This is a genomic window from Agromyces sp. NPDC055661, assembly GCF_053618135.1.
On the sequence record NZ_JBSHHC010000002.1, the window covers coordinates 358,137 to 377,042 of the forward strand.

Here is an 18,906-nt window from a genome sequence, read left to right on the forward strand (position 1 = left end):
CCACACAGACAGGACCCACCATGCCGAACGGACTCATCCAGGACGACAGCCTGCGAACGCACCCCGAGGGGCTCGCCCTCTCGCTCACCCTGCCCTGGTACCGCAGCCTCTGGCTCTCGTCGGTCTCCACGCTCCGCCTCACCGTCGACGGCGAGCCGGTGGATGCCGCGGACCTCGCGCTCGAGCTCGACGGCGTGCGCTACGCGCTCGACGAGCTGCCCGCGCAGCACGACGTGTTGTGGTACCTGCAGGCGCACCCGCTGCTCGTCGTGCAGCGGGCGAAGCCGATCGCGCTCGGCGAGGCGCACGACGTCGAGCTGTTCGGCGAGCTGCGCCTGCCGTACATGCAGATCGCGCCGGGCGCCGACGGCGGCCCCGGCATGTACGTGCCGAACGTGGTCCGCCAGGCGCTCACGCTCACCGCGACCGACCACGACGCGGCGCCGCCGGCGGAGCTGACCGAGGTCGCGGACGTGTCGTCGCCGGCGCCGGCCGCCGAGGAGGACCCCTTCAAGCTCGGCCTCACGCTCTACTCGGCGAGTGCCGAGTTCCGTGCGGGCTGGTACGACTTCGAAGGCCTGCTCGACCGCGTCGCCGAGCTCGGCATCGGGCCGGGAATCGAGATCGTCGCGTCGCAGGTGCTGCCGACCTACCCGGTCGTGTCCGACGAGTTCGTGCGCACCTGGCGGTCGGCGTTCGACCGGCACGGCTTCGACGCGAGCTCGTTCGGCGCGAACCTCGACATGGGCCGGCGCCGCGACCGCGACATGACGCCCGACGAGGAGTTCGCGTTCAGCGAGACGCTGTTCCGCGGCGCCGCGAAGCTCGGTTTCCCCCTCGTGCGCATCCAGAGCGCCAAGCCCGAGCTGCTGCGTCGCCTGCTGCCGATCGCCGAGGAGCTCGAGCTGAAGCTCGCCTACGAGATCCACGCGCCGATGGGTCCCAACGCCGAGCCGATCCTGAAGGTGCGCGACGTCTACGCCGAGCTCGACTCGCCGCTGCTCGGCTTCGTCGCCGACTTCTCCGCGACGATGCACAGCATGTCGCCGACGCTGCTCCGCGCCGTGCGCCGGGCCGGCCTCGACGACGACGCGGTGCAGGTGCTGCAGGACATCTGGGCGACCGACGCTCCGATGCGCCAGCGGCAGGAGGAGTTCATCGCCTACCTGCGCGGGCGCGACTTCGACCCGGGCCGCCTCGGCTCCTTCGCGCACCTCGCGTTCAACATGCACGGCCACGTCGACCCGCGCGAGTGGGCCGACATCATGCCGCAGATCCTGCACGTGCACGCGAAGTTCTACGACATCGACGAGCAGGGCGAGGAGCCCGCGATCGACTACCCGGCGCTCGTGCGCGTCTTCGTCGAGGGCGGCTACCGCGGGTACTGGTCGAGCGAATGGGAGGGCCACGCGTTCGCCGAGCTCGGCGAGGTCGACCCGCTGCTGCTGGTGCGCCGCCAGCACGACCTGATCCGCCGCAGCATGCGGGCCCTGCAGCCGGCGTGAGCCGCGCGCAGCTGCAGTGACGGTCGAACGGAGCACCCGATGAGCGACACCGAAGCGCTGGAAGCCGAAGCCGGCGTCCCCGACTTCCGTCGGCTGCCGGTGCCCGACGCCATCCGCTGGCTGGCCGAGCACGGCGAGCCGGCCGACCCGCGACCCGACATCGACACGGCGTCGCTCGTGCGGCGCTTCCCGCACCTCGCGGGTGTCGAGGCGGTCGACGAGGTCGTGCGCGGGCCGCACGGCCCGGTGCCGGTCCGGGTGTACCGGGATGCCGCGGCGACGCCGACCGGCTCGGCGCTCGTCTGGGTGCACGGCGGCGCCTTCATCGGCGGCCACCTCGACATGCCCGAGTCGAACTGGTTCTCTCGGGAGCTCGCGGCACGCGGCATCCCGGTCGTGTCGGTGGACTACGCGAAGTGCCTCGGCGACGTGCACCACCCCGTGCCGTCCGACGACGTGCTGGCCGGGTGGGAGTGGGCGCGGGCGGTCGCCGCCGACCGGCTCGGCGTGCGGTCCGAGGCGCTCGTGCTCGGCGGTGCGAGCGCCGGCGGCACGCTCACCTCGGGCGCGGTCACGCGACTCCGCGACGCGGGGGAGCCGGTGCCCGCCGGGCTGGTGCTCGTCTACCCGGTCGTGCACCCCAACGGGCCGGATGCCTCGCCCGACGTCGATCCCGCCTCGCCGCACGGCCAGCTCGCGCTGAACTTCGCCGGCTCCGCCGAGGCACTCGCCGACCCGCAGGCGTTCGCGGGCCTCGGCGACGGACAGGGGTTCCCGCGAACGCTCATCGTGGTGTGCGAGCTCGACGACCTCCGTCCGTCGGGCGAGGCCTTCGCCGCGACGCTCTCGGCCGCAGACGTCGACGCCGAGCTGCGGCTCGAGTCGGGTGCGCGGCACGGGCGCATCGACCAGCCCGGTGACGAGGACGCGCTGCGCACGATCGACGCCGTGGCCGAGTGGATCGGCCGCGGCATCCGTGGACCGGAAGCCGGCGCATGACGGAGTTCACGAACCCGGTGCTGGCGGGCGACCGCCCCGACCCCGCGATCATTCGCGTCGGCGACGAGTACTGGATGACCTACTCGTCGTTCGAGTCGGCACCCGGGCTGCTCCTGTATCGCTCGACCGACCTCGTGAACTGGACGTTCGAGACCGCCGCGCTGCCCGAGCCGCTCGGCAGCACGTTCGCCGTCGACATCGCCGAGCACGACGGGCGCTTCTTCATCTACATCCCGTTCATCCCGACGCCGTGGTCGTCGCTGGCGGATGCGTCGATCTTCGTGATCCACGCGCCGTCGATGGCCGGGCCGTGGTCTGAGCCGATCGACCTCGGGATCCGCGGCGCCATCGATCCCGGGCACGTCGTGGGCGAGGACGGCCGACGTTGGCTCTTCGTCAACGGCATCCGGCGCATCGGCCTCGCCGACGACGGCCTCTCGACGGTCGGCGAGCTCGAGCACGTGTACGACGGCTGGCGGTATCCCGACGACTGGGTGACCGAGGCGTACGCTCTCGAAGGGCCGAAGCTGCTCCGCCGCGGCGACTGGTTCCACCTCATCAGCGCCGTCGGCGGCACGGCCGGGCCGCCGACCGGGCACATGGTCATCGTGGCCCGCTCGCGCTCGGTGCACGGGCCGTGGGAGAACAGCCCGCACAATCCCGTCGTGCGCACGCAGCACGCCGACGAGCGCTGGTGGTCGCGCGGGCACGCCACGATGCTGCAGGGGCCGGCGGATGCCTGGTGGATGGTCTCGCACGGCTACGAGCACGGCTATCGCACGCTCGGCCGCCAGATCCTGCTCGAGCCGATCGCCTGGACCGACGACGGCTGGCCCGTGGCGGGTGCCCGGGACATCGGCGCTCCACAGGAGGCACCCGCCGGGGCGGCGCCGCAGCTCGCCCCCGCGGGCTTCGACGACGACTTCGCGACCCTCCGGCTCGGCCAGCGGTGGGCGTTCCACGCGCCGCGGCCGGGGGAGGCGGAGCGGGTGCGGTCGGACGACGGGCTGGTCGTGGCCGCGAAGGGGAGCGGGCCCGCCGACACCTCGCCGCTGTGCCTCGTCACGGGCGACCACTCGTACGAGGTGGAGGTCGAGGTGTCGCTCGAGCCGGGCTCGGGCTCGGGCTCGGGCCCGCTCGAGGGCGGCCTGCTGCTCTTCTTCAGCAATCGGCTCTTCTGCGGCATGGGGATCGACGGCGAGCGGATGCTGAGCTACTCGGGCGGCGCCCGCACGCATTGGCGGGAACCCGTCGAGCCGACGCACACCCTGCGCCTGCGCATCCGCAACGAGGAGCACATCGTGTCCGGGTGGTACCGGCTGCCCGGGCAGGACTGGGTGCGGCACGGCGTGCGCTACGAGACCGCCGGCTACCACGCGAACACGATGGGCGACCTGCAGAGCCTGCGACCGGCGCTCTACGCCGCGGGCGACGGCGCGGTGCGCTTCCGCGAGTTCACGTACCGGCGCCTCGGCGACTGACGGGCGCGTCCGACCGGCGAAGCCTCACACGGCCGACCTGAGCCGTACCAGCGCGGCGACCTCCGCCTCGTACATCGCCGACACGAGGTCGCCGATCGCGGGCGGTTGGTCGACGGCGTCGTCGCGCTCGCGTTGGAGCGCCCACCGCGCCGCGGCCACCTCGGAGGCGTCCTCGCCGCGGGCGACCAGTTCGTCGGTGCGGTCGATCAGCGTGCGCAGCTCGTCGCCGGGCGGGAGCGCGACGTCGACGATCGGGGCCCAGGCGTCGGCGGCCGCCCGCCATGCGTCGGCCCCGAGATCGCGTCCCAGCAGCTCCGTCGCCTCGTCGAGGAAGTCGGCGTAGAGGCCGCGCAGGTTCGCGCCGTGCCCGGCGCCCGCGTAGATCGAGGCGCGCAGGCTGCCGGTGCCGCGGCCGTCGGCGAACACCGTCGGCCAGCCCTTCCGGTTGCGCGTGTCGGTGGTCATCCGCGCCCACTTGCGCCAGGCCGGCAGCGAGAACGAGTCCGACGTCTCGCCGAGGTGTTCGACCTGGAGGCGCAGGCCCTCCTCGACCGCCGGAACCAGGTCGAGGTCGATCCGGTCGGGATCGATCGTGACGAGCCGGTGCCTGTACGAGCCCACACGGGCTCGCGCGGCGGCCAGCCGTTCGGCGGGAACCGTGATCCGCGCCGCCGAGCGGTCGTCGATCGCGTACTCGTCGCCGTCGCGCTCGTAGACGACCAGCGGGTCTCCGCCGTAGCCGCTGCGCCAGGCCGGCTCGAAGCGGTGCCCGAGCGTCTCGGTGTCGATCCAGGCGATCGCCGGCAGTCCCTCGGCGAGTTGCGCGTCGAGCGCCGCAGCGGCGCCCTTCGCGCCACCGGTCTCGTGCAGCTCGGCGTGCAGGCCGAGCCGCTCGGCCGTGCCGCGCACCCACCGGTCGGGGTACTGCCACAGCCGGCGGAAGCCGAGGGTCAGCACGCGTGCCCGGGACGGGAGCGTGTCGAACTCCCACAGGATGTAGCCGGCGCCGAGCCCGCCGCCCACGCCGAGCACCATGGCCTCGGTCAGCGGTCGACCCGTGTGCGGCGCGACGACGCCCAGGTTGGCCAGCACGTTGGCGAGCGCCGCGGTGTCGCCGTGGACGCCGCCGCGCAGCTCCCACGAAGACGATGATGACGATGACGATGACGATGAATCAGCGTCGACGACGTGGCGGCGTGCGACGGTGTAGCGCTCACCGGTCTTGCGCATCCGGTCGCGGACGAGCTGCTTGAGGTGCTTGCGAGCGGTCATGATCGTGTCCTCCACCGGCGTTCGGCCCGGACTCCACGCGACCGAGGCCCGCCGGATACGGGAGCGGTGCACTGCTCGCTCGTTCACCGGGGACACGCATCCCCTCTGCCCCCGCATCGTCGGCCGGCGTGGACGGCCGATCAGGGGGTCCGGCGCGGAGAACCCGCCGTGGCCACGACCCTACACCTCGCGGGGAAGTCCTGGTGGTCGGTGCCTCAGTCCGTGACCGTCCGACGCAGCAGGCGGATCCGAGCCGCGCCGACCGCGTGCGTCGGAAGGATGTGCAGCCGCTCATCGCCGTTGAGGACGCGGCCCGCGACGATCCGCCCGGCCTCGACGAGGAGCTCCTGCACGGAGTCGAGCTCGAGGTGTTCGTCCGCGCCGGAGAAGTCCACCGTGACGCCCTGTCCCACGAGGAGCACCGTATCCCGGTCCTCCGCGATGAGCAGGCAGAACGGTCGGGTGTCCGCCGGCGCCGGCACGAGCGCGTCGGGCGACGTCTCATCGGGCAGTGCGAGTTCGGGTGCCGGCGCCTCGACGCCAGCGTCGAGCAGCATCCGCTGGAGGAGCGTCAGCGTGCCGCGCGCCTCGAGCTCGAGGTCGCCGAGGCGGACGGTCACGATGTCCGACGTGGGCTCGAGGACGACCGCGGCGAGTGCGTCGTGGCTCGCGGCGGCCGTGATCTCCGCTTCGAGCGCGGTCAGGTGGGCCAGCGTCGTGGCGACCTGCCCCGAGGGGCTCGCGTCGTCGATCCCGAAGGCGCACCAACCGATCGCTCGGTAGGCGCCGATCGCGCGCACGAGCTCGCCCGCGCGCAGGCGGCACTCGGGCACGAAGAGCGGCTGCCCAGCCGCGGCGTACGTGCGCATCGCGGCATCCGCATCATCGACGTAGAGGTCGGGCCCGACGAGGTCGAGCGACGGAGCGCCTGCGCGCCAGACGTCGATCACGCGCGAGGCGGGACCGCCGCTCGGGAACTGACCGGGATCGTCCTGACCTGGCTGCGGACCGAGCCACGCGTTGGCGTACATCGGAACCGGCTTGATCGCGCGTCCGCGGCTGGCGAGGTCCTCGACGTAAGTGGAGAACGCCCACGCCATGAAGATCTCGTCGGCACGCACGTCGTCGCCGAACACGTCCGCCCATGAGCCCGCCGTCGCCGCTCCGCGGTCGCGCCAGAGGTCGCGTGTCGGGGAGGAGCCGCCTCGGGCGAGGTGCTCGAGCAGCGCGCCGGGGACGGGCGAGTCCCATGCCCGGTGGGCGAGCGGGCTCCGATCGCGACTGTCGGACAGCAGCCCCGACTCGTTCTCCACCTGGACCATCGCGACCGTGTCCTCGTGGTCCGCCTCGAGGAGGTGGGTCATGAGCGCTGCGAACGCTGTCGCGTCCGCGGTGCGCAGTTCGTCGCCGAAGACCGAGAGGACGGGCTTGGGGGTCGCACCCTGGTAACTGAACGCCTGGAGGCCGGCCGCGTGGGCGACGGCACGGGGGAAACGAGCCTCGTCGGCGCGCACCCACCGTGGAGCGTACGTCGATGCGGCGTTCTTGAAGGCGCCGAACCACAGCAGCACGAGGCGGAGGCCATTCGCACGGGCCTGTTCGAGCATCATGTCGACGAGGTCGAGGTCGAAGTCCCCCTCGTCAGGTTCGATGAGCGCCCAGCTCACCGGGGCGAGCACCGTGTTGCCGTGCATGCGGCGCACGTGCGCGAACGAGTCGGCGATCGACCGTTCCGACGACGACGAGGAGTTGTGCACCTGCCCGCCGAGGAGCAGCGCGGGGCGGCCCCCGTGGAGGAGTCGGAATCCCTCGTCGATCGTCCAAGCGCTTGCGGGTACTGATCCGGTCATTCGCGTCATCGTGCGCTCCCGTTCGTCGGGTCTGATCGCGGGTGGTCGTGGGTGACCGCGAGCTCGACCGCCTGGGTGCGCTCGAGGGTGCTGCCCACGTGCAGCCGGAACATCCCGGGCTCGACGACGAAGCGCGCGGTCGCGGCATCCGTCGCCCAGAAGCCGAGCTGGGCCGTGCCGAGCTCGAACCGCATGGTGACGGTCTCGCCCGGCTCGATCGTGCGCCGCTCGAACGCGACCAGCCGGCGCACGGGCGGCGCGACGCTCGCGACGACGTCCTCGACGTAGAGCTGCACGACCTCGTCGCCGCGCCGGGCCGACGTGTTCGTGACGTCGAGCTCGAGCGTGACGGTGCTGCCGCCGTCGAGCGCCTCGAGTCGCACGTCCGCGTCCGACACCCGCGGCACCCCGTGCGCGAACGTCGCGTAGCCCGACCCGTGCCCGAAGGCGAACTGCGGCCCGAGCTCGAGGTCGAGGTACTTCGACGTGTACTTCTCCTGCACGTTGTCGGGTCCGTGGAGCCCGACGTCGACGGTGGTCTCGGTGAGGCTGCCGCCGACCGTCGCCGGACGACCGGTGCGCTCGTGCGCGTAGTACACGGGCACCTGGCCCACGGACCGCGGGAACGACATCGGCAGGCGGCCCGCGGGCTCCTCGTCGCCGAGCAGCACGTCGACGATGGCGGCGGATGCCTCGGTGCCGCCGTGCCAGGCCTCGAGCACCGTGGGTGCGTGGTCGATCCAGTCGGCGACGACGAGCGGTCGCCCGTTCTCGAGCACGACGACGAACGGCGTGCCCGTGGCGGCGACGGCCCGGATGAGGTCCTCCTGCCGCCCGGGGAGCCGCAGGTCGCTGCGCGAGGCGGCCTCGCCCGAGAGCGAGCTCGGCTCGCCCACGGCGACGAGCACGAGGTCGCTCGCGCGCGCCGCGGCCACGACATCCGCGATGCCCGACGAGTCGTCGTCGAGGAACCCGACGCCCGGGAGGGCCCGTACCTCGGCGTGCGGCATCCGAGCTCGGAGCTCGTCGACGATGGAGCCGGCCGGGGCGGCGAACGACTGCGTCCACGCGCCGAGGTGATCGGTGGACTCCGCGTACGGACCCGTGACGAGCACCCGGCGCGGATCGCGCAGCGGCAGCGTCCCGTCGCGGCGCAGCAGCACCATGGTGCGGGCGGCCGCCCGACGCACCAGCCGTCGGGCCGCGTCGGTCGGCTCGAGCCGCTCCGCGTCCTCGGGCACGTACGGGTCGTCGAAGAGCCCGAGTGCCTCCTTCAGCGCGAGCACGCGGGCGACGGCGTCGTCGACGCGTGCCGGGTCGAGCAGCTCGGGCCCGATCGCCGCAGGCGGGAGATCGGATGGCGCGCCGCCCATCTCGACATCGAGCCCGGCCGCGTAGGCCTGACGGACCGCGTCGGCGAGGTCGGCCGCGATGCCGTGCGGCAGCAGGTTGCGCACGCCGTCGGCGTCGCCCACGACCACACCCTCGAAGGCCCACTCGCCCTTGAGCACGTCGGTGAGCAGTCGCCGGTTCGCGTGCATCGGGCGTCCGGCCACGGTGTTGAACGACGCCATGATCGACGCGACGCCCTCATCGACCGCCGCGCGGAACGGCTCGAGGTGCACGTTGCGCAGGCGGTGCTCCGAGGCATCCATCGCGTCGTAGTCGCGCCCGCCCTCGGGCTGGCCGTAGCCGACGAAGTGCTTGGCGGTGGCCGCGATGGCATCGGATGCCGCGAGCCCGTCGCCCCGGTACCCGCGCACCATCGCTCGGCCGAGCTCGGCGGTGAGGTGAACGTCCTCGCCGAATCCCTCGACGACCCGGCCCCACCGCGGATCGCGCGAGACGTCGAGCATCGGCGAGAACGTCCAGGTCACGCCCGCCGAGCGCGCCTCGGCGGCGGCGAGTCGCGCGAGGTCGGCGACGAGCTGCGGGTCGAAGCTCGCGGCCTGCGCCAGCGGGACGGGCCCGATCGTGCGGTGTCCGTGGATGACGTCGAGCCCCACGAGCACGGGGATCCCGAGCCGGGTCTCCTCGACGGCGACGCGCTGGAGCGCGTTGACCGCGGCGGCCGACCGCGGCCAGAACACCGAGCCGACGCCGTCGCGCACGAGCTGCGCGGCGTCGTCGAGCGACGGGCGGAACACGGTCTGCAGCTGCCCGAGCTTCTCGGCCCAGGTCATGCGGTCGAGCAGGTCGCGGATGCGCGGGCTGGGGGTCATGCTCGGCTCCAGTACTGGTCGGGTACGGGGGAGAACGGGGTCGCCGCCCGGGGCGCGAGGCTCCGGGCGGCGACCGATCGATCGGACGGGTGGATCAGCTGTCCCAGGCCGCGTCCATGTCCTGCAGCACCTGGTCGACCGTCTTCTGGCCGGTCAGCAGGCCCTGCACGCCGACGCCGAGGGCGTCGTAGACGGCCGGGTTCGGCCAGGTCGCGTTCGGCAGGCCCGTGTAGGCGCCCGACTCGAGCAGGTCGGCGACCGGCTGGTACACGGGGAGGAGGGTGTCGGCGCTCACGCCGGTGATCGGCACGGCACCCGAGAGGTCGGCGTACTGCTGCGCCTGCGCGGGCTCGGCGACCCAGTCGAGGAAGTCCTGCGCCGAGGCCTTGGCCGCGTCGTCGGCCTTGGCGTTGATCGCCCAGGCGTAGTTGGCAGACGCGAGCATGAACTCGCCCTGGTCGTCGGCCGGCGGGAATGCCTGGATGTCGGTCTCGAGGCCGGCACCCGCGTTGATCGAGGTCGCGGCCGAGCCGGGAACCGCGGCGCTCAGCGACGTGCCGCCGCCGATGCCGTTGGTGATCGAGTCGAACGTGCCGCCCGCGGCGCCGTCCTGGAAGCAGCCGCCCTCGTTCATCGCGACGATGTCCTCGAGGGTCTGCTTCCACCCGCTGTCGGCGAACGTGACGTCACCCGACGCGCGCTGCTCGTTCCAGTCGGGCGTCTCCTCGTAGACCCGGGTCGCCGAGATGATCTGGGCGAGCAGGCCGGTGTTGAACGAGACCGAGCCGGCGAGGGCCGTGAAGCTCTTGCCGCCGTCCTTGGCCGTGGTGCAGGCCTTCAGCAGGTCGTCGAACGTCGCCGGGAACTCGTCGACGCCGACCTCTTCGGCGGCGGCGGGGTTGTACACGAAGCCGACGGGCGAGAGCGCGGTCGGCTGGCCGTAGACCTTGCCGTCGACCTCGTACAGCGACTCGGTGCCCTCGGGGATGACACCGGCCGAGGTGTCGTCGAGCGGCTCGAGGAAGCCCGCCTCGGCGAGCGTGATCACCGAGATCGGCTGGCCGGTTCCGGGCGAGAGGATCGCGACGTCGGCCGCGTTGCCGGCCTGGAATTGCGTGGTGACCTGCGTGTTGTACGCGTCGGAGGGATAGGGGATCACCTCGATCGGGGTGCCGGTCTCGTCGGTGTAGGCCTTGGCCATCTGGGCGTAGAAGTCGTCGGCGTCGTTCGCCTGGGCGACCATGAGCGAGAACCCTGCGGCTGCGCCGTCGGAGCTTCCGCCGCTGTCGCCGCCGCCGGAACAGCCGGCGAGGACCATGGCTCCGGCGACGGGCACTACGAGGAGCGACCACCGGAGGGGCTTGGAAACGGGGTGCTGTGGCATTTCGGACCTTTCGTGACGTCGTTGTCGCCAGCCCTGGGCTGGCTCGGCCGCTGGCCGCAGATCCAGCCTGACACACATTCGCACGATTCTGACATTAGTATCGCTTATGCAGCGCAATAGTCCCGCTGATCCGGGGTTCGTCGTGCTCAGCGCGGGGTCGACGTGCGGCGCAGCAGCACCGGTCCGGCCAGCCCCGCATCGAGCGGTTCGGCGGATGCCTCGAACACCCTCGTCATGGGCTCGAACACCTCGCCCGTCGGCGCGCCGGCCTCGGCGATCAGGCGATTGCGCCACGGGGTCACGACCCCGACCTCGAGCACGTTCGGGCCCGTGGCGACGGCCGCCGTGACGTCGACGCGGAACGGCGCGGTCCACGCGACGCCGCAGTCCCGCCCGTTCACGACGACGTGCGCGAGGTCGCGCACGACGCCGAGGTCCAGCACGAGTCGCTCGCCGTCGGTCGGCCCGGTGTCGAGGTCGAACTCGAGCCGGTAGGTGCCGGTGCCCGAGAAGCCGCGCGCCGCGTCGTCGAGGTCGGTCCAGAGTCCCGGCCCGTCGGGCATCGCGAGAGGTGGGCGGCCGGGCAGCGACAGCGTCCAGGCTCCGTCCATCGGCACCGGCTCAGCTGTCTCGACGGATGCCGCCGCCTCGGGCTCGGCCGACGGCAGCACGAACGCGGATCCGAACGCCGGTAGCGACAGCCGCAGGGTCGTCCGGCCCTCGGCCGCCGGGTCGGGCTCCAGCGACACGGACCGCACCTCGACGGGATCCCACGCGACGAGGGGCGCCGCGGCATCCGACGGCCGGAGCCGCAGCTCGATCGGCTCGCCCGCCGGGTTCGCGATGAACGTCACGAGCCGGCCGTCGATCACCCGGGCGATCCGGCGGACCGGTGGGCCCTCGATCTCGAGGCCCGGCCGGAGGCCGAGCTCGGCGAGCGCCGCGCCGAGGTCCGACGTGGCGAGCACGCGGCCGCGCGTCCGGGGGACCGCCCAGATGCGTTCGCACGCCTCCGCGAACGCCGTCGGGTCGTCGCCGAGCGACGGCGAGCCGTCGGGCCGTTCGCCCACGACGGTCGCGCCGTCGTCGAGCAGCCGCTCGATCGCGTCGAGGGAGGCGAGCGTCATCCGTCGGCTGGACCCGCCGAGGTGCAGCACGCGGTAGGCGGCGCCGTCGCTGACGAGCCGGTCGCCGTCGACGCGCAGCACGCCGGCCAGGGCGTCGGGTCCGACGTAGTCGAAGTCGAAGCCCTCGGGCACGCTCGTGTCGAGCCGATGCTCGAACAGGCCCGTGACCGGGGCCTCCTCGCCGACGAAGACCGCGACGTCGACGGCCGGGGCGCCCGCGGCGAGCACGGCCGAGCACCGCGCGAGGTAGTCGATCCAGGGGCGGGCGTGCGCCGACCACGTCTCGTTGACGGTGAAGGCCTGGCCGAGGAACGGCGCGAGGGCGACGCCGGGCGGGGGCGCCGCGAGCGGCTGGTGCGGCGATGTGTGGATGCAGAACCGCGTGACGCCGAGCGCGAGCTGCAGGTCGGCGATGTGCTTCAGCGTCCGCGGGGTCCACGCCCACGGCCGGTCGAACGACGTGAACGCCTCGGCGCCGACGCGCGCCTTCCCATGCACGTGGGCGACGGAGGCCGCGCCCTTGAGGTCGGCGACGTACGTCGGCTGCGGCCCGTGGTCGGGATCGAACGTCCACATCGCGCCCATCGGCACATCGGCGTGCGAGCGCATCGCGAGGTCGTCGCCGAGCTGCGGCCGGCCGTCCTCGAGCGCCTCGGCGTAGTAGGTCATGCCGCGGCGATGCGCCTCGTCGGCCAGCGTGCCGTAGTACTCGTCGGCCAGGAGCTCCGCGATCGTGCGGCGCCAGTCGGAGAGGAAGCGGTCGGCGTCGTCGGGTCCACCGACCAGGACGCCCGCCAGCGCGGGCAGCCACGGCGACGCGTCGTAGCCGCGGCGCCGGCGGAAGTGATCGAGGATCGCGTCCGTCCAATTCTGCGGCCCCGCCTCGATGCTGTCGCTGAGCAGCGCCCCGAAGCGCGGTGCCGAGGATGCCGCGGGCGCGGCGGCATCCGCCTCGACGCCGAACCGGCGGAGGTGCACCGCGAGGTACGACCGCACCCGCCCGCCGTCGAGCTTGTCGACCTCGAGGCCGGTCGAGTCGGCCGGCGCGGGCCCGTTCGTCTGTCCCGTGAGGGATGCCCCGAGGCGCAGGACCGTCCAGTCGCCGGCGGGCGCATCCCAGCGCAGGACGCCGTCGCGGACGTGCCCGGTCAGGTCGACGACGGTCGAGGGGTCGACGGATGCCGCGTCCGCCGCCTGGTCGGTGGCGACGGCGTCATAGTCGGGCACGACGCCGAAGCCCGCCTTCACCTCGGCGTGATGCACGCGACCGCCCGCGCGGAGGGCGAACTCGGAGACCTCGAACGTGGACGCCTTGCGCAGCACGGGCGGCCGGCGCACGCCGGGCGCGACCGGCGGCAGCGCATCGGCGGCACTCCCACCCGAGAGCACGAGCCGGAACCGCTGCGCGGTCACGGGTGCGAAGGTGACGGTGCGTGCCGGGACGGTGGTTGGCGTGAGCTCGGCCACGTCGCGGTACGCCATGCCGTCGTCGCTCGCCTGCAGCACGGCCGCCGCCGGTGGCGCCGCGCCGAACCCGCGCGGACCCGGCAGTCCGACCACGACCGAGCGCACCGTGACGGGCTCGGCGAACTCCTGCTCCACCCAGGCCGTTGACCGGCCGTCAGGGTCGCGGGGGAGCGACAGCGTCGGTCCGAACGACGCGTCGGTGAGGCATCCGGTGGCTGCCTCATCGATCGGCGCCGACGCGTGCACGGCGGCAGGGGCGAGCACCCCGTGCGCCGGGTCGGCCGGGAAGGCCACGACGCGCCAGTCGACCGAGAACGCGGCACCGGGCTCGGCGGCGGCACCCCACCGCGGGCAGTCCTGGTAGAGGCCGGCGACCGCGGGCAGCGGCGGCAGCTCGACCTCGAGCGGCGCGCCACCGCGCACGACCTGCTCGGACCACACGACCTTCTTCATGGCGTCGGCCGGCGCGACCCACGGCCCGCCGGCCGCGCTCCAGCCCGACGACGTCGCGACCGCGAGCTCGAGTCCGAGCTCCCCGGCCGTGCGCGCGGCGGTGTCGACGGCCTCGTCCCACTCGGCAGTACCCGGTCGAACGGCCTCGGGCACCACGAGTGGCCCGCCCATGCCGCCGTCGAAGAGCTGCGCGCCGCGCACGCCGACGCGGTGCAGCCAGCGCAGGTCGCGCTCGATGCCGGCCGGATCGACGTTCCCGTCCATCCAGTGCCACCAGGCTCGTGGCCGCGCGTCATCCGGCGGATCGACGAACGCGTCCCAGAGCGGATCCGCAGGCGGGACGGGCATCGGTGCCGGGTACTCCATGGGGTGCCATCCTTCCAGCCGCACCGTGCGAACGGATCCGCCCCACACTTATACGCGATATCGGGATGACTAATGTGTGATTCAGACGCAAGTATGCGAAAGTGGCCATAGCGCCCGATCCGGCTGGGCGCGTGACGACGAGGTCAGAGAGCAGATGACAGTGACGATCGACGAGAGCAGCACTCGCACACTCACCGTGCCGCCCGAGGCGTGGAACACACCGGCTCCCCGTAAGCGCGGGAAGAAGCCGCTGATCAGCTTCGGCCACTGGTGGTGGGCCATGCCCGCCGTCCTCCTCGTGATCGCGGTGCACTACGTCGCGACGCTGACGGGCGGGTTCTTCGCCTTCACGAACTGGACGGGCCTCGGCGACTGGGACTTCGTCGGCCTCGAGAACTTCCAGCGGATCTTCCAGGATCCGCTCCTCCTCGGCGCGGTGTGGAACACGTTGTTCCTCGCCTTCGCGTCCGTGATCCTCACCAACGTCCTCGGCCTGCTCTTCGCGCTCGCGATCAACCGCATGCTGAAGTCGCGGTACATCCTGCGGACGCTGCTCTTCATGCCCGTCGTGCTCAGCCCGCTCGCGGTCGCCTACGTCTGGAAGTTCATCTTCCAGTTCGACGGACCGCTCAACGGGTTCCTCGGCCTGATCGGGCTCGAGAGCCTGCAGAAGGTCTGGCTGGCCGACCCGACGTGGTCGATCTGGGCCATCCTCATCACCGTCGTCTGGCAGCAGACCGGCTTCACGATGGTCATCTACCTCGCCGGCCTGGCCAGCGTGCCCATCGAGGTCGAGGAGGCCGCGGCACTCGACGGCGCGGGCATCTGGGGACGTTTCCGGTACGTCATCGTCCCGGCCATCCGCCCGTCGATCGCCATCGCGACCACGCTCGGCATCATCCAGGGCCTGCGCATCTTCGACCAGATCCTGGCCCTCACCGGCGGTGGTCCGGCGGGCGCGACCGAGACGCTCGCGACCCAGGTCTACAAGCAGGCGTTCTCGCTCGGGCAGTTCGGATTCGGCTCGGCCCTCGCGCTCGTGCTCACCGTCATCATCCTGGCGTTCGCCATCCTCCAGCAGTACATCACCCGCGACCGCGACGCGGTGGGAAGGGCCTGAGACATGTTCCGCTACACCAAGGCCACCGCGGTCCGCGAGGTGCTCGTCTGGATCGTCACGCTCATCGGGCTCCTGCCGTTCTACCTGCTCGTCGTCACGGCGCTGAAGCCCGACGAGGAGGTGCTCACGACGAGCGCCGTCGCGCCGCCGTCGTCCATCGATTTCGGCGCGTTCGTCGAGGTCCTCACGACGACGGGTCGCAATAGCATCCCGATGAGCATCCTGAACAGCGTCATCATCACGGCCGGAGCGATCCTCGGCCTCGTGCTCCTCGGCTCGGTCGCGGCCTACGTGATCGCGCGCCGGACGCGCACCTGGACCAACCTCACCTACTACCTGGTGCTGATCGCGATCATCCTGCCCGCGCAGCTGGGCACCGTGCCGCTGTACATCGGCGCGCGCTCGGTCGGGCTCACGGGCAACGCGGTCGGCATGATCCTGCTCTGGATCGGCATCCTGCTGCCGCTGTCGGTGTTCCTCTACGCGAGCTTCTTCCGCGGGCTGACGACCGAGTACGAGGAGGCCGCGGTCATCGACGGGGCCTCGCCGACGCAGGCCTTCTTCCGGGTCGTGCTCCCGCTCATGTCGCCGGCCACCGGAACGGTCGCGATCCTCGCCGGCCTGATCGTCTGGAACGACTTCTTCAACTCGCTGATCTTCCTCGGCGGGTCGGAGACGCAGACGCTGCCCGTCGCGATGTACACCTACGTCGGCGGCCTCGTCTCGGCGTGGAACAAGATCTTCGCCGTCGTGATCATCTCGATGGTGCCGATCCTCCTCTTCTACATGTTCGCCCAGAAGCGCTTCATCCAGGGCTTCGCCGGCGGGCTGAAGGGCTGAATCACAGTGAACGCCGACCACCGGGCGGCGTTCGAGACGTTCGTCGACCTCTTCTACACGCAGAAGCGCGTAGCGGATGCCTTCGCCTTCCTCGTCTCGGACGACTACCGCCAGCACAATCCGACGATCGCCGACGGGCCCGCCGCCGCGATCGAGATGCTGACCCCCAAGTTCGACGACTCGCCGGACGCCGCGTTCGAGGTCCAGCGGATCCTCGTCGACGGGGACCTCGCGATGGTGCACGTCAAGGCTTCCCGACCAGGCGCTCCGGACGCCGCGGTCGCGGACATCTACCGATTCGAGGACGGCCGGATCGTCGAGCACTGGGACGTGTTGCAGCAGGTCCCCGTGCATGCCGCCCACGACCACCCGATGTTCTGAACCCAGGAGACGCACGTGTACCGACTCGCACCCAACATCGAACTCCTCTTCACCGAGGCAGGCGACTACCACGACCGCGTGCGCGCGGCCGCCGCCGCCGGCTTCAACGCCGTCGAGATGTGGGGCCCCACGGGAGTGGACGCCCCCGCCAAGCCGAAGGACCTCCCGGCGCTCAAGGCCGCGCTCGTCGAGACCGGCACCCAGCTGACCGCACAGCTCTCGGAGCCGCGGACGCAGTTCATGATCCCGCCGAAGGACCACTCCGAGTTCTATCGCAAGCTCGACGAGGGCGTGGAGATCGCCCGGGATCTCGGCTGCCCGCGGATCGTCGTGGGCAGCGGAACGGGCTTCGGGGGCGCGAAGCGCCAGACCCAGCTCGACGAGCTCGTCGAGATCTACCGGAAGGCGATCGCGCAGATCGATGGCTCCGACATCACGCTGGTGCTGGAGCCCGTGAACATCCGGGTGGACCATCCCGGCTCGCTGCTCGACCGCACGAGCGAGGCCGTGTATGTGGCGCGCGGTGTCGACTCGCCGTACTTCGGTGTCCTGTACGACATCTACCACTCGGCCGTCGAGGGAGAGGACATGGCGGCCGAGCTCACGAACGCCGGCACGCTCGTCAAGTACGTCCAGCTCGCCGACGCTCCGGGCCGCGGAGAGCCCGGGTCCGGGTCGCTCGATTGGGTCGAGCGCCTCGGCATCCTGCGCGCTTCGGGGTACGACGGACCGATCGGACTCGAGTACTACCCGACGCAGGAGTCCGAAGCATCCGTCGCGCTCATCCGCGAACTGTCGGTCTCGGCATGAGCGGCACCGACCTCGAACGCGCGGCGCGCTACCCTGACGCGGTCGACGTCGCGATCGTCGGCAGCGGTCCGACCGGTGCCGCGTATGCGCGCATCCTCAGCGAGGAGGCGCCCGGCCTGACGATCGCGATGTTCGAGGCGGGACCGACCGTGTCGGACCCGCCCGGCGCGCACGTGAAGAACATCGAGGACCCCGACCGCCGTGCCGCGGCCCAGCGCGCGTCGGAGGGTCCGGGTGCGGGCGCCGACACCGTGAACTCCCCGGGCGCCGTGAAGAGCGGCGAGCGCCGCGCGCGTCCCGGCACCTTCCTCCTGGCCGACGGCTACGCGTTCCCCGGCGAGGACGGCCTGCCGGTCGCCGCGATGTCGACGAACGTCGGCGGCATGGCCGCGCATTGGACCGCGGCGTGCCCGCGGCCGGGCGGCAGCGAGCGCATCGCCTTCCTGCCCGACCTCGACGACCTCCTCAGCGAGGCCGACCGCCTCCTCGGCGTGACGACCGACGCGTTCGACGGGTCGCCGTTCGGCGCCGTCGTGCGCGAGCGGCTCGCCGCCGCCGTCGACGAGGGCCGCGTGCCCGCGACGCAGGTGCAGCGGATGCCGCTCGCCGTGCACCGCCGCGAGGACGGCCGCCTGGTGTGGTCGGGCTCCGACGTGGTGCTCGGCGACGCGACCCGCGCCAACGCGAACTTCCACCTCGTCGACGAGTCGCTCGTCACGCGCGTGCTCGTCGAGGACGGCCGGGCCGCCGGCGTCGAGGTGCGCGACGTCCGGACGGGGGAGACGCATCGGGTGCGCGCCCGCGCCGTCGTCGTGGCGGCCGACGCGCTCCGCACGCCGCAGCTGCTGTGGGCGTCGGGCATCCGCCCCGACGCCCTCGGCCGGTACCTCAACGACCAGGCACAAGTGGTGTTCGCGTCGCGCATCCGCGACGCCGAGCGACTCGTGCCCGAGTCGAACGGCGCGCACGGCGCCCGCGAGCAGGTCGCCGCCGAGGGGGCGCTCAGCGAGCAGAGCGGCGTCAGCTGGGTTCCGTTCACCGACGACGTGCCCTTCCACGGCCAGATCATGCAGCTGGACGCGTCGCCGGTGCCGCTCGCCGTCGACGATCCGGTCGTGCCGGGCTCCATCGTCGGGCTCGGCCTCTTCTGCGCGAAGGACCTGCAGCGCGACGACCGCATCGAGTTCGCCGACGACGCGACCGATGCGTACGGCCTGCCGGCGATGCGGATCCACTATCGCCTCACGGAGCGCGACCACGAGGTCATCGAGCGCGCGCGCGAGGAGATCGTGCGGCTCGGCGCCGCCGTCGGCGACCCGCTCGATCCGCGCCCGTTCACGATGCCGCTCGGTGCATCCCTGCACTACCAGGGCACGACGCGCATGGGCGCGGTCGACGACGGCGAGAGCGTGTGCGGTCCCGACAGCGAGGTCTGGACCGCGCCGGGCGTCTTCGTCGGCGGCAACGGCGTCATCCCGACCGCCACGGCCTGCAATCCCACGCTCACGAGCGTGGCGCTGGCCATCCGGGGCGCACGCAGGATCGCGAGCGATCTCGCCCCCGAATCCGCCTGAATCGAAGGCGAAATGTTGCTTATGTCTAAAACAGACATTAGAATGAGGAAATCAT

At 72.2% G+C, this 18,906-nt stretch carries 13 protein-coding genes; 8 read left to right on the forward strand and 5 right to left on the reverse strand.

The features are described from left to right. Positions 1-20 precede the first annotated feature (20 nt). From ACWGO8_RS15250 to ACWGO8_RS15260, 3 genes are read left to right on the forward strand one after another with little or no spacing between them, the layout of a single operon-like run. Positions 21-1,505 carry a C-glycoside deglycosidase beta subunit domain-containing protein gene (locus ACWGO8_RS15250; RefSeq protein WP_452043879.1) on the forward strand — a complete coding sequence of 495 codons (1,485 nt, stop codon included), beginning with the start codon at positions 21-23 and terminating at the stop codon, positions 1,503-1,505. A gap of 39 nt (positions 1,506-1,544) precedes the next feature. After that, a complete protein-coding gene (locus tag ACWGO8_RS15255) occupies positions 1,545-2,504 on the forward strand; it encodes an alpha/beta hydrolase (protein WP_452043880.1) in 960 nt (319 codons plus the stop codon). After that, the gene (locus tag ACWGO8_RS15260) at positions 2,501-3,985 is read left to right on the forward strand and encodes a family 43 glycosylhydrolase (RefSeq protein ID WP_452043881.1); all 1,485 of its coding nucleotides are present in this window, start codon (positions 2,501-2,503) and stop codon (positions 3,983-3,985) included. Before ACWGO8_RS15255 ends, ACWGO8_RS15260 begins: the two co-directional genes overlap by 4 nt. A gap of 24 nt (positions 3,986-4,009) precedes the next feature. Here the strand turns inward: ACWGO8_RS15260 and ACWGO8_RS15265 are convergent, their stop codons facing one another. From ACWGO8_RS15265 to ACWGO8_RS15285, 5 genes are all read right to left on the reverse strand, one after another. Further along, positions 4,010-5,257 (reverse strand): BtrH N-terminal domain-containing protein, encoded by a 1,248-nt coding sequence (locus ACWGO8_RS15265; protein WP_452043882.1) that lies wholly within the window; start codon positions 5,255-5,257, stop codon positions 4,010-4,012. A 215-nt stretch (positions 5,258-5,472) separates the two neighbouring features. Continuing rightward, entirely contained in the window at positions 5,473-7,107 is a 1,635-nt protein-coding gene (locus tag ACWGO8_RS15270; protein WP_452043883.1) for a DUF5597 domain-containing protein, read from the reverse strand. Between the two features lie 5 nt (positions 7,108-7,112). Beyond that, positions 7,113-9,329 carry a glycoside hydrolase family 3 N-terminal domain-containing protein gene (locus ACWGO8_RS15275; protein ID WP_452043884.1) on the reverse strand — a complete coding sequence of 739 codons (2,217 nt, stop codon included), beginning with the start codon at positions 9,327-9,329 and terminating at the stop codon, positions 7,113-7,115. Between the two features lie 94 nt (positions 9,330-9,423). After that, positions 9,424-10,572, reverse strand: a complete 1,149-nt coding sequence (locus ACWGO8_RS15280) for an extracellular solute-binding protein (protein WP_452043885.1) — start codon at positions 10,570-10,572, stop codon at positions 9,424-9,426. A 287-nt stretch (positions 10,573-10,859) separates the two neighbouring features. Next, positions 10,860-14,126: a glycosyl hydrolase gene (locus ACWGO8_RS15285; RefSeq protein ID WP_452043886.1), complete on the reverse strand. Its 3,267-nt coding sequence runs from the start codon at positions 14,124-14,126 to the stop codon at positions 10,860-10,862. Positions 14,127-14,280: 154 nt separating this feature from the next. On the opposite strand from ACWGO8_RS15285, the gene ACWGO8_RS15290 reads away from it, so the two are divergent. The 5 genes from ACWGO8_RS15290 to ACWGO8_RS15310 are packed head-to-tail and all read left to right on the forward strand — an operon-like array spanning position 14,281 to position 18,851. Then, the gene (locus tag ACWGO8_RS15290; protein ID WP_376955319.1) at positions 14,281-15,246 is read left to right on the forward strand and encodes a carbohydrate ABC transporter permease; all 966 of its coding nucleotides are present in this window, start codon (positions 14,281-14,283) and stop codon (positions 15,244-15,246) included. Between the two features lie 3 nt (positions 15,247-15,249). Then, positions 15,250-16,086, forward strand: coding sequence for a carbohydrate ABC transporter permease (locus tag ACWGO8_RS15295; RefSeq protein WP_452043887.1), 837 nt, complete (start codon positions 15,250-15,252; stop codon positions 16,084-16,086). A 6-nt stretch (positions 16,087-16,092) separates the two neighbouring features. Beyond that, positions 16,093-16,467: a nuclear transport factor 2 family protein gene (locus ACWGO8_RS15300; protein ID WP_452043888.1), complete on the forward strand. Its 375-nt coding sequence runs from the start codon at positions 16,093-16,095 to the stop codon at positions 16,465-16,467. A gap of 15 nt (positions 16,468-16,482) precedes the next feature. After that, positions 16,483-17,277, forward strand: a complete 795-nt coding sequence (locus ACWGO8_RS15305; RefSeq protein WP_452043889.1) for a TIM barrel protein — start codon at positions 16,483-16,485, stop codon at positions 17,275-17,277. Continuing rightward, positions 17,274-18,851 carry a GMC oxidoreductase gene (locus ACWGO8_RS15310; protein ID WP_452043890.1) on the forward strand — a complete coding sequence of 526 codons (1,578 nt, stop codon included), beginning with the start codon at positions 17,274-17,276 and terminating at the stop codon, positions 18,849-18,851. The genes ACWGO8_RS15305 and ACWGO8_RS15310 overlap by 4 nt, the downstream gene beginning before the upstream one ends. Positions 18,852-18,906 lie beyond the last annotated feature (55 nt).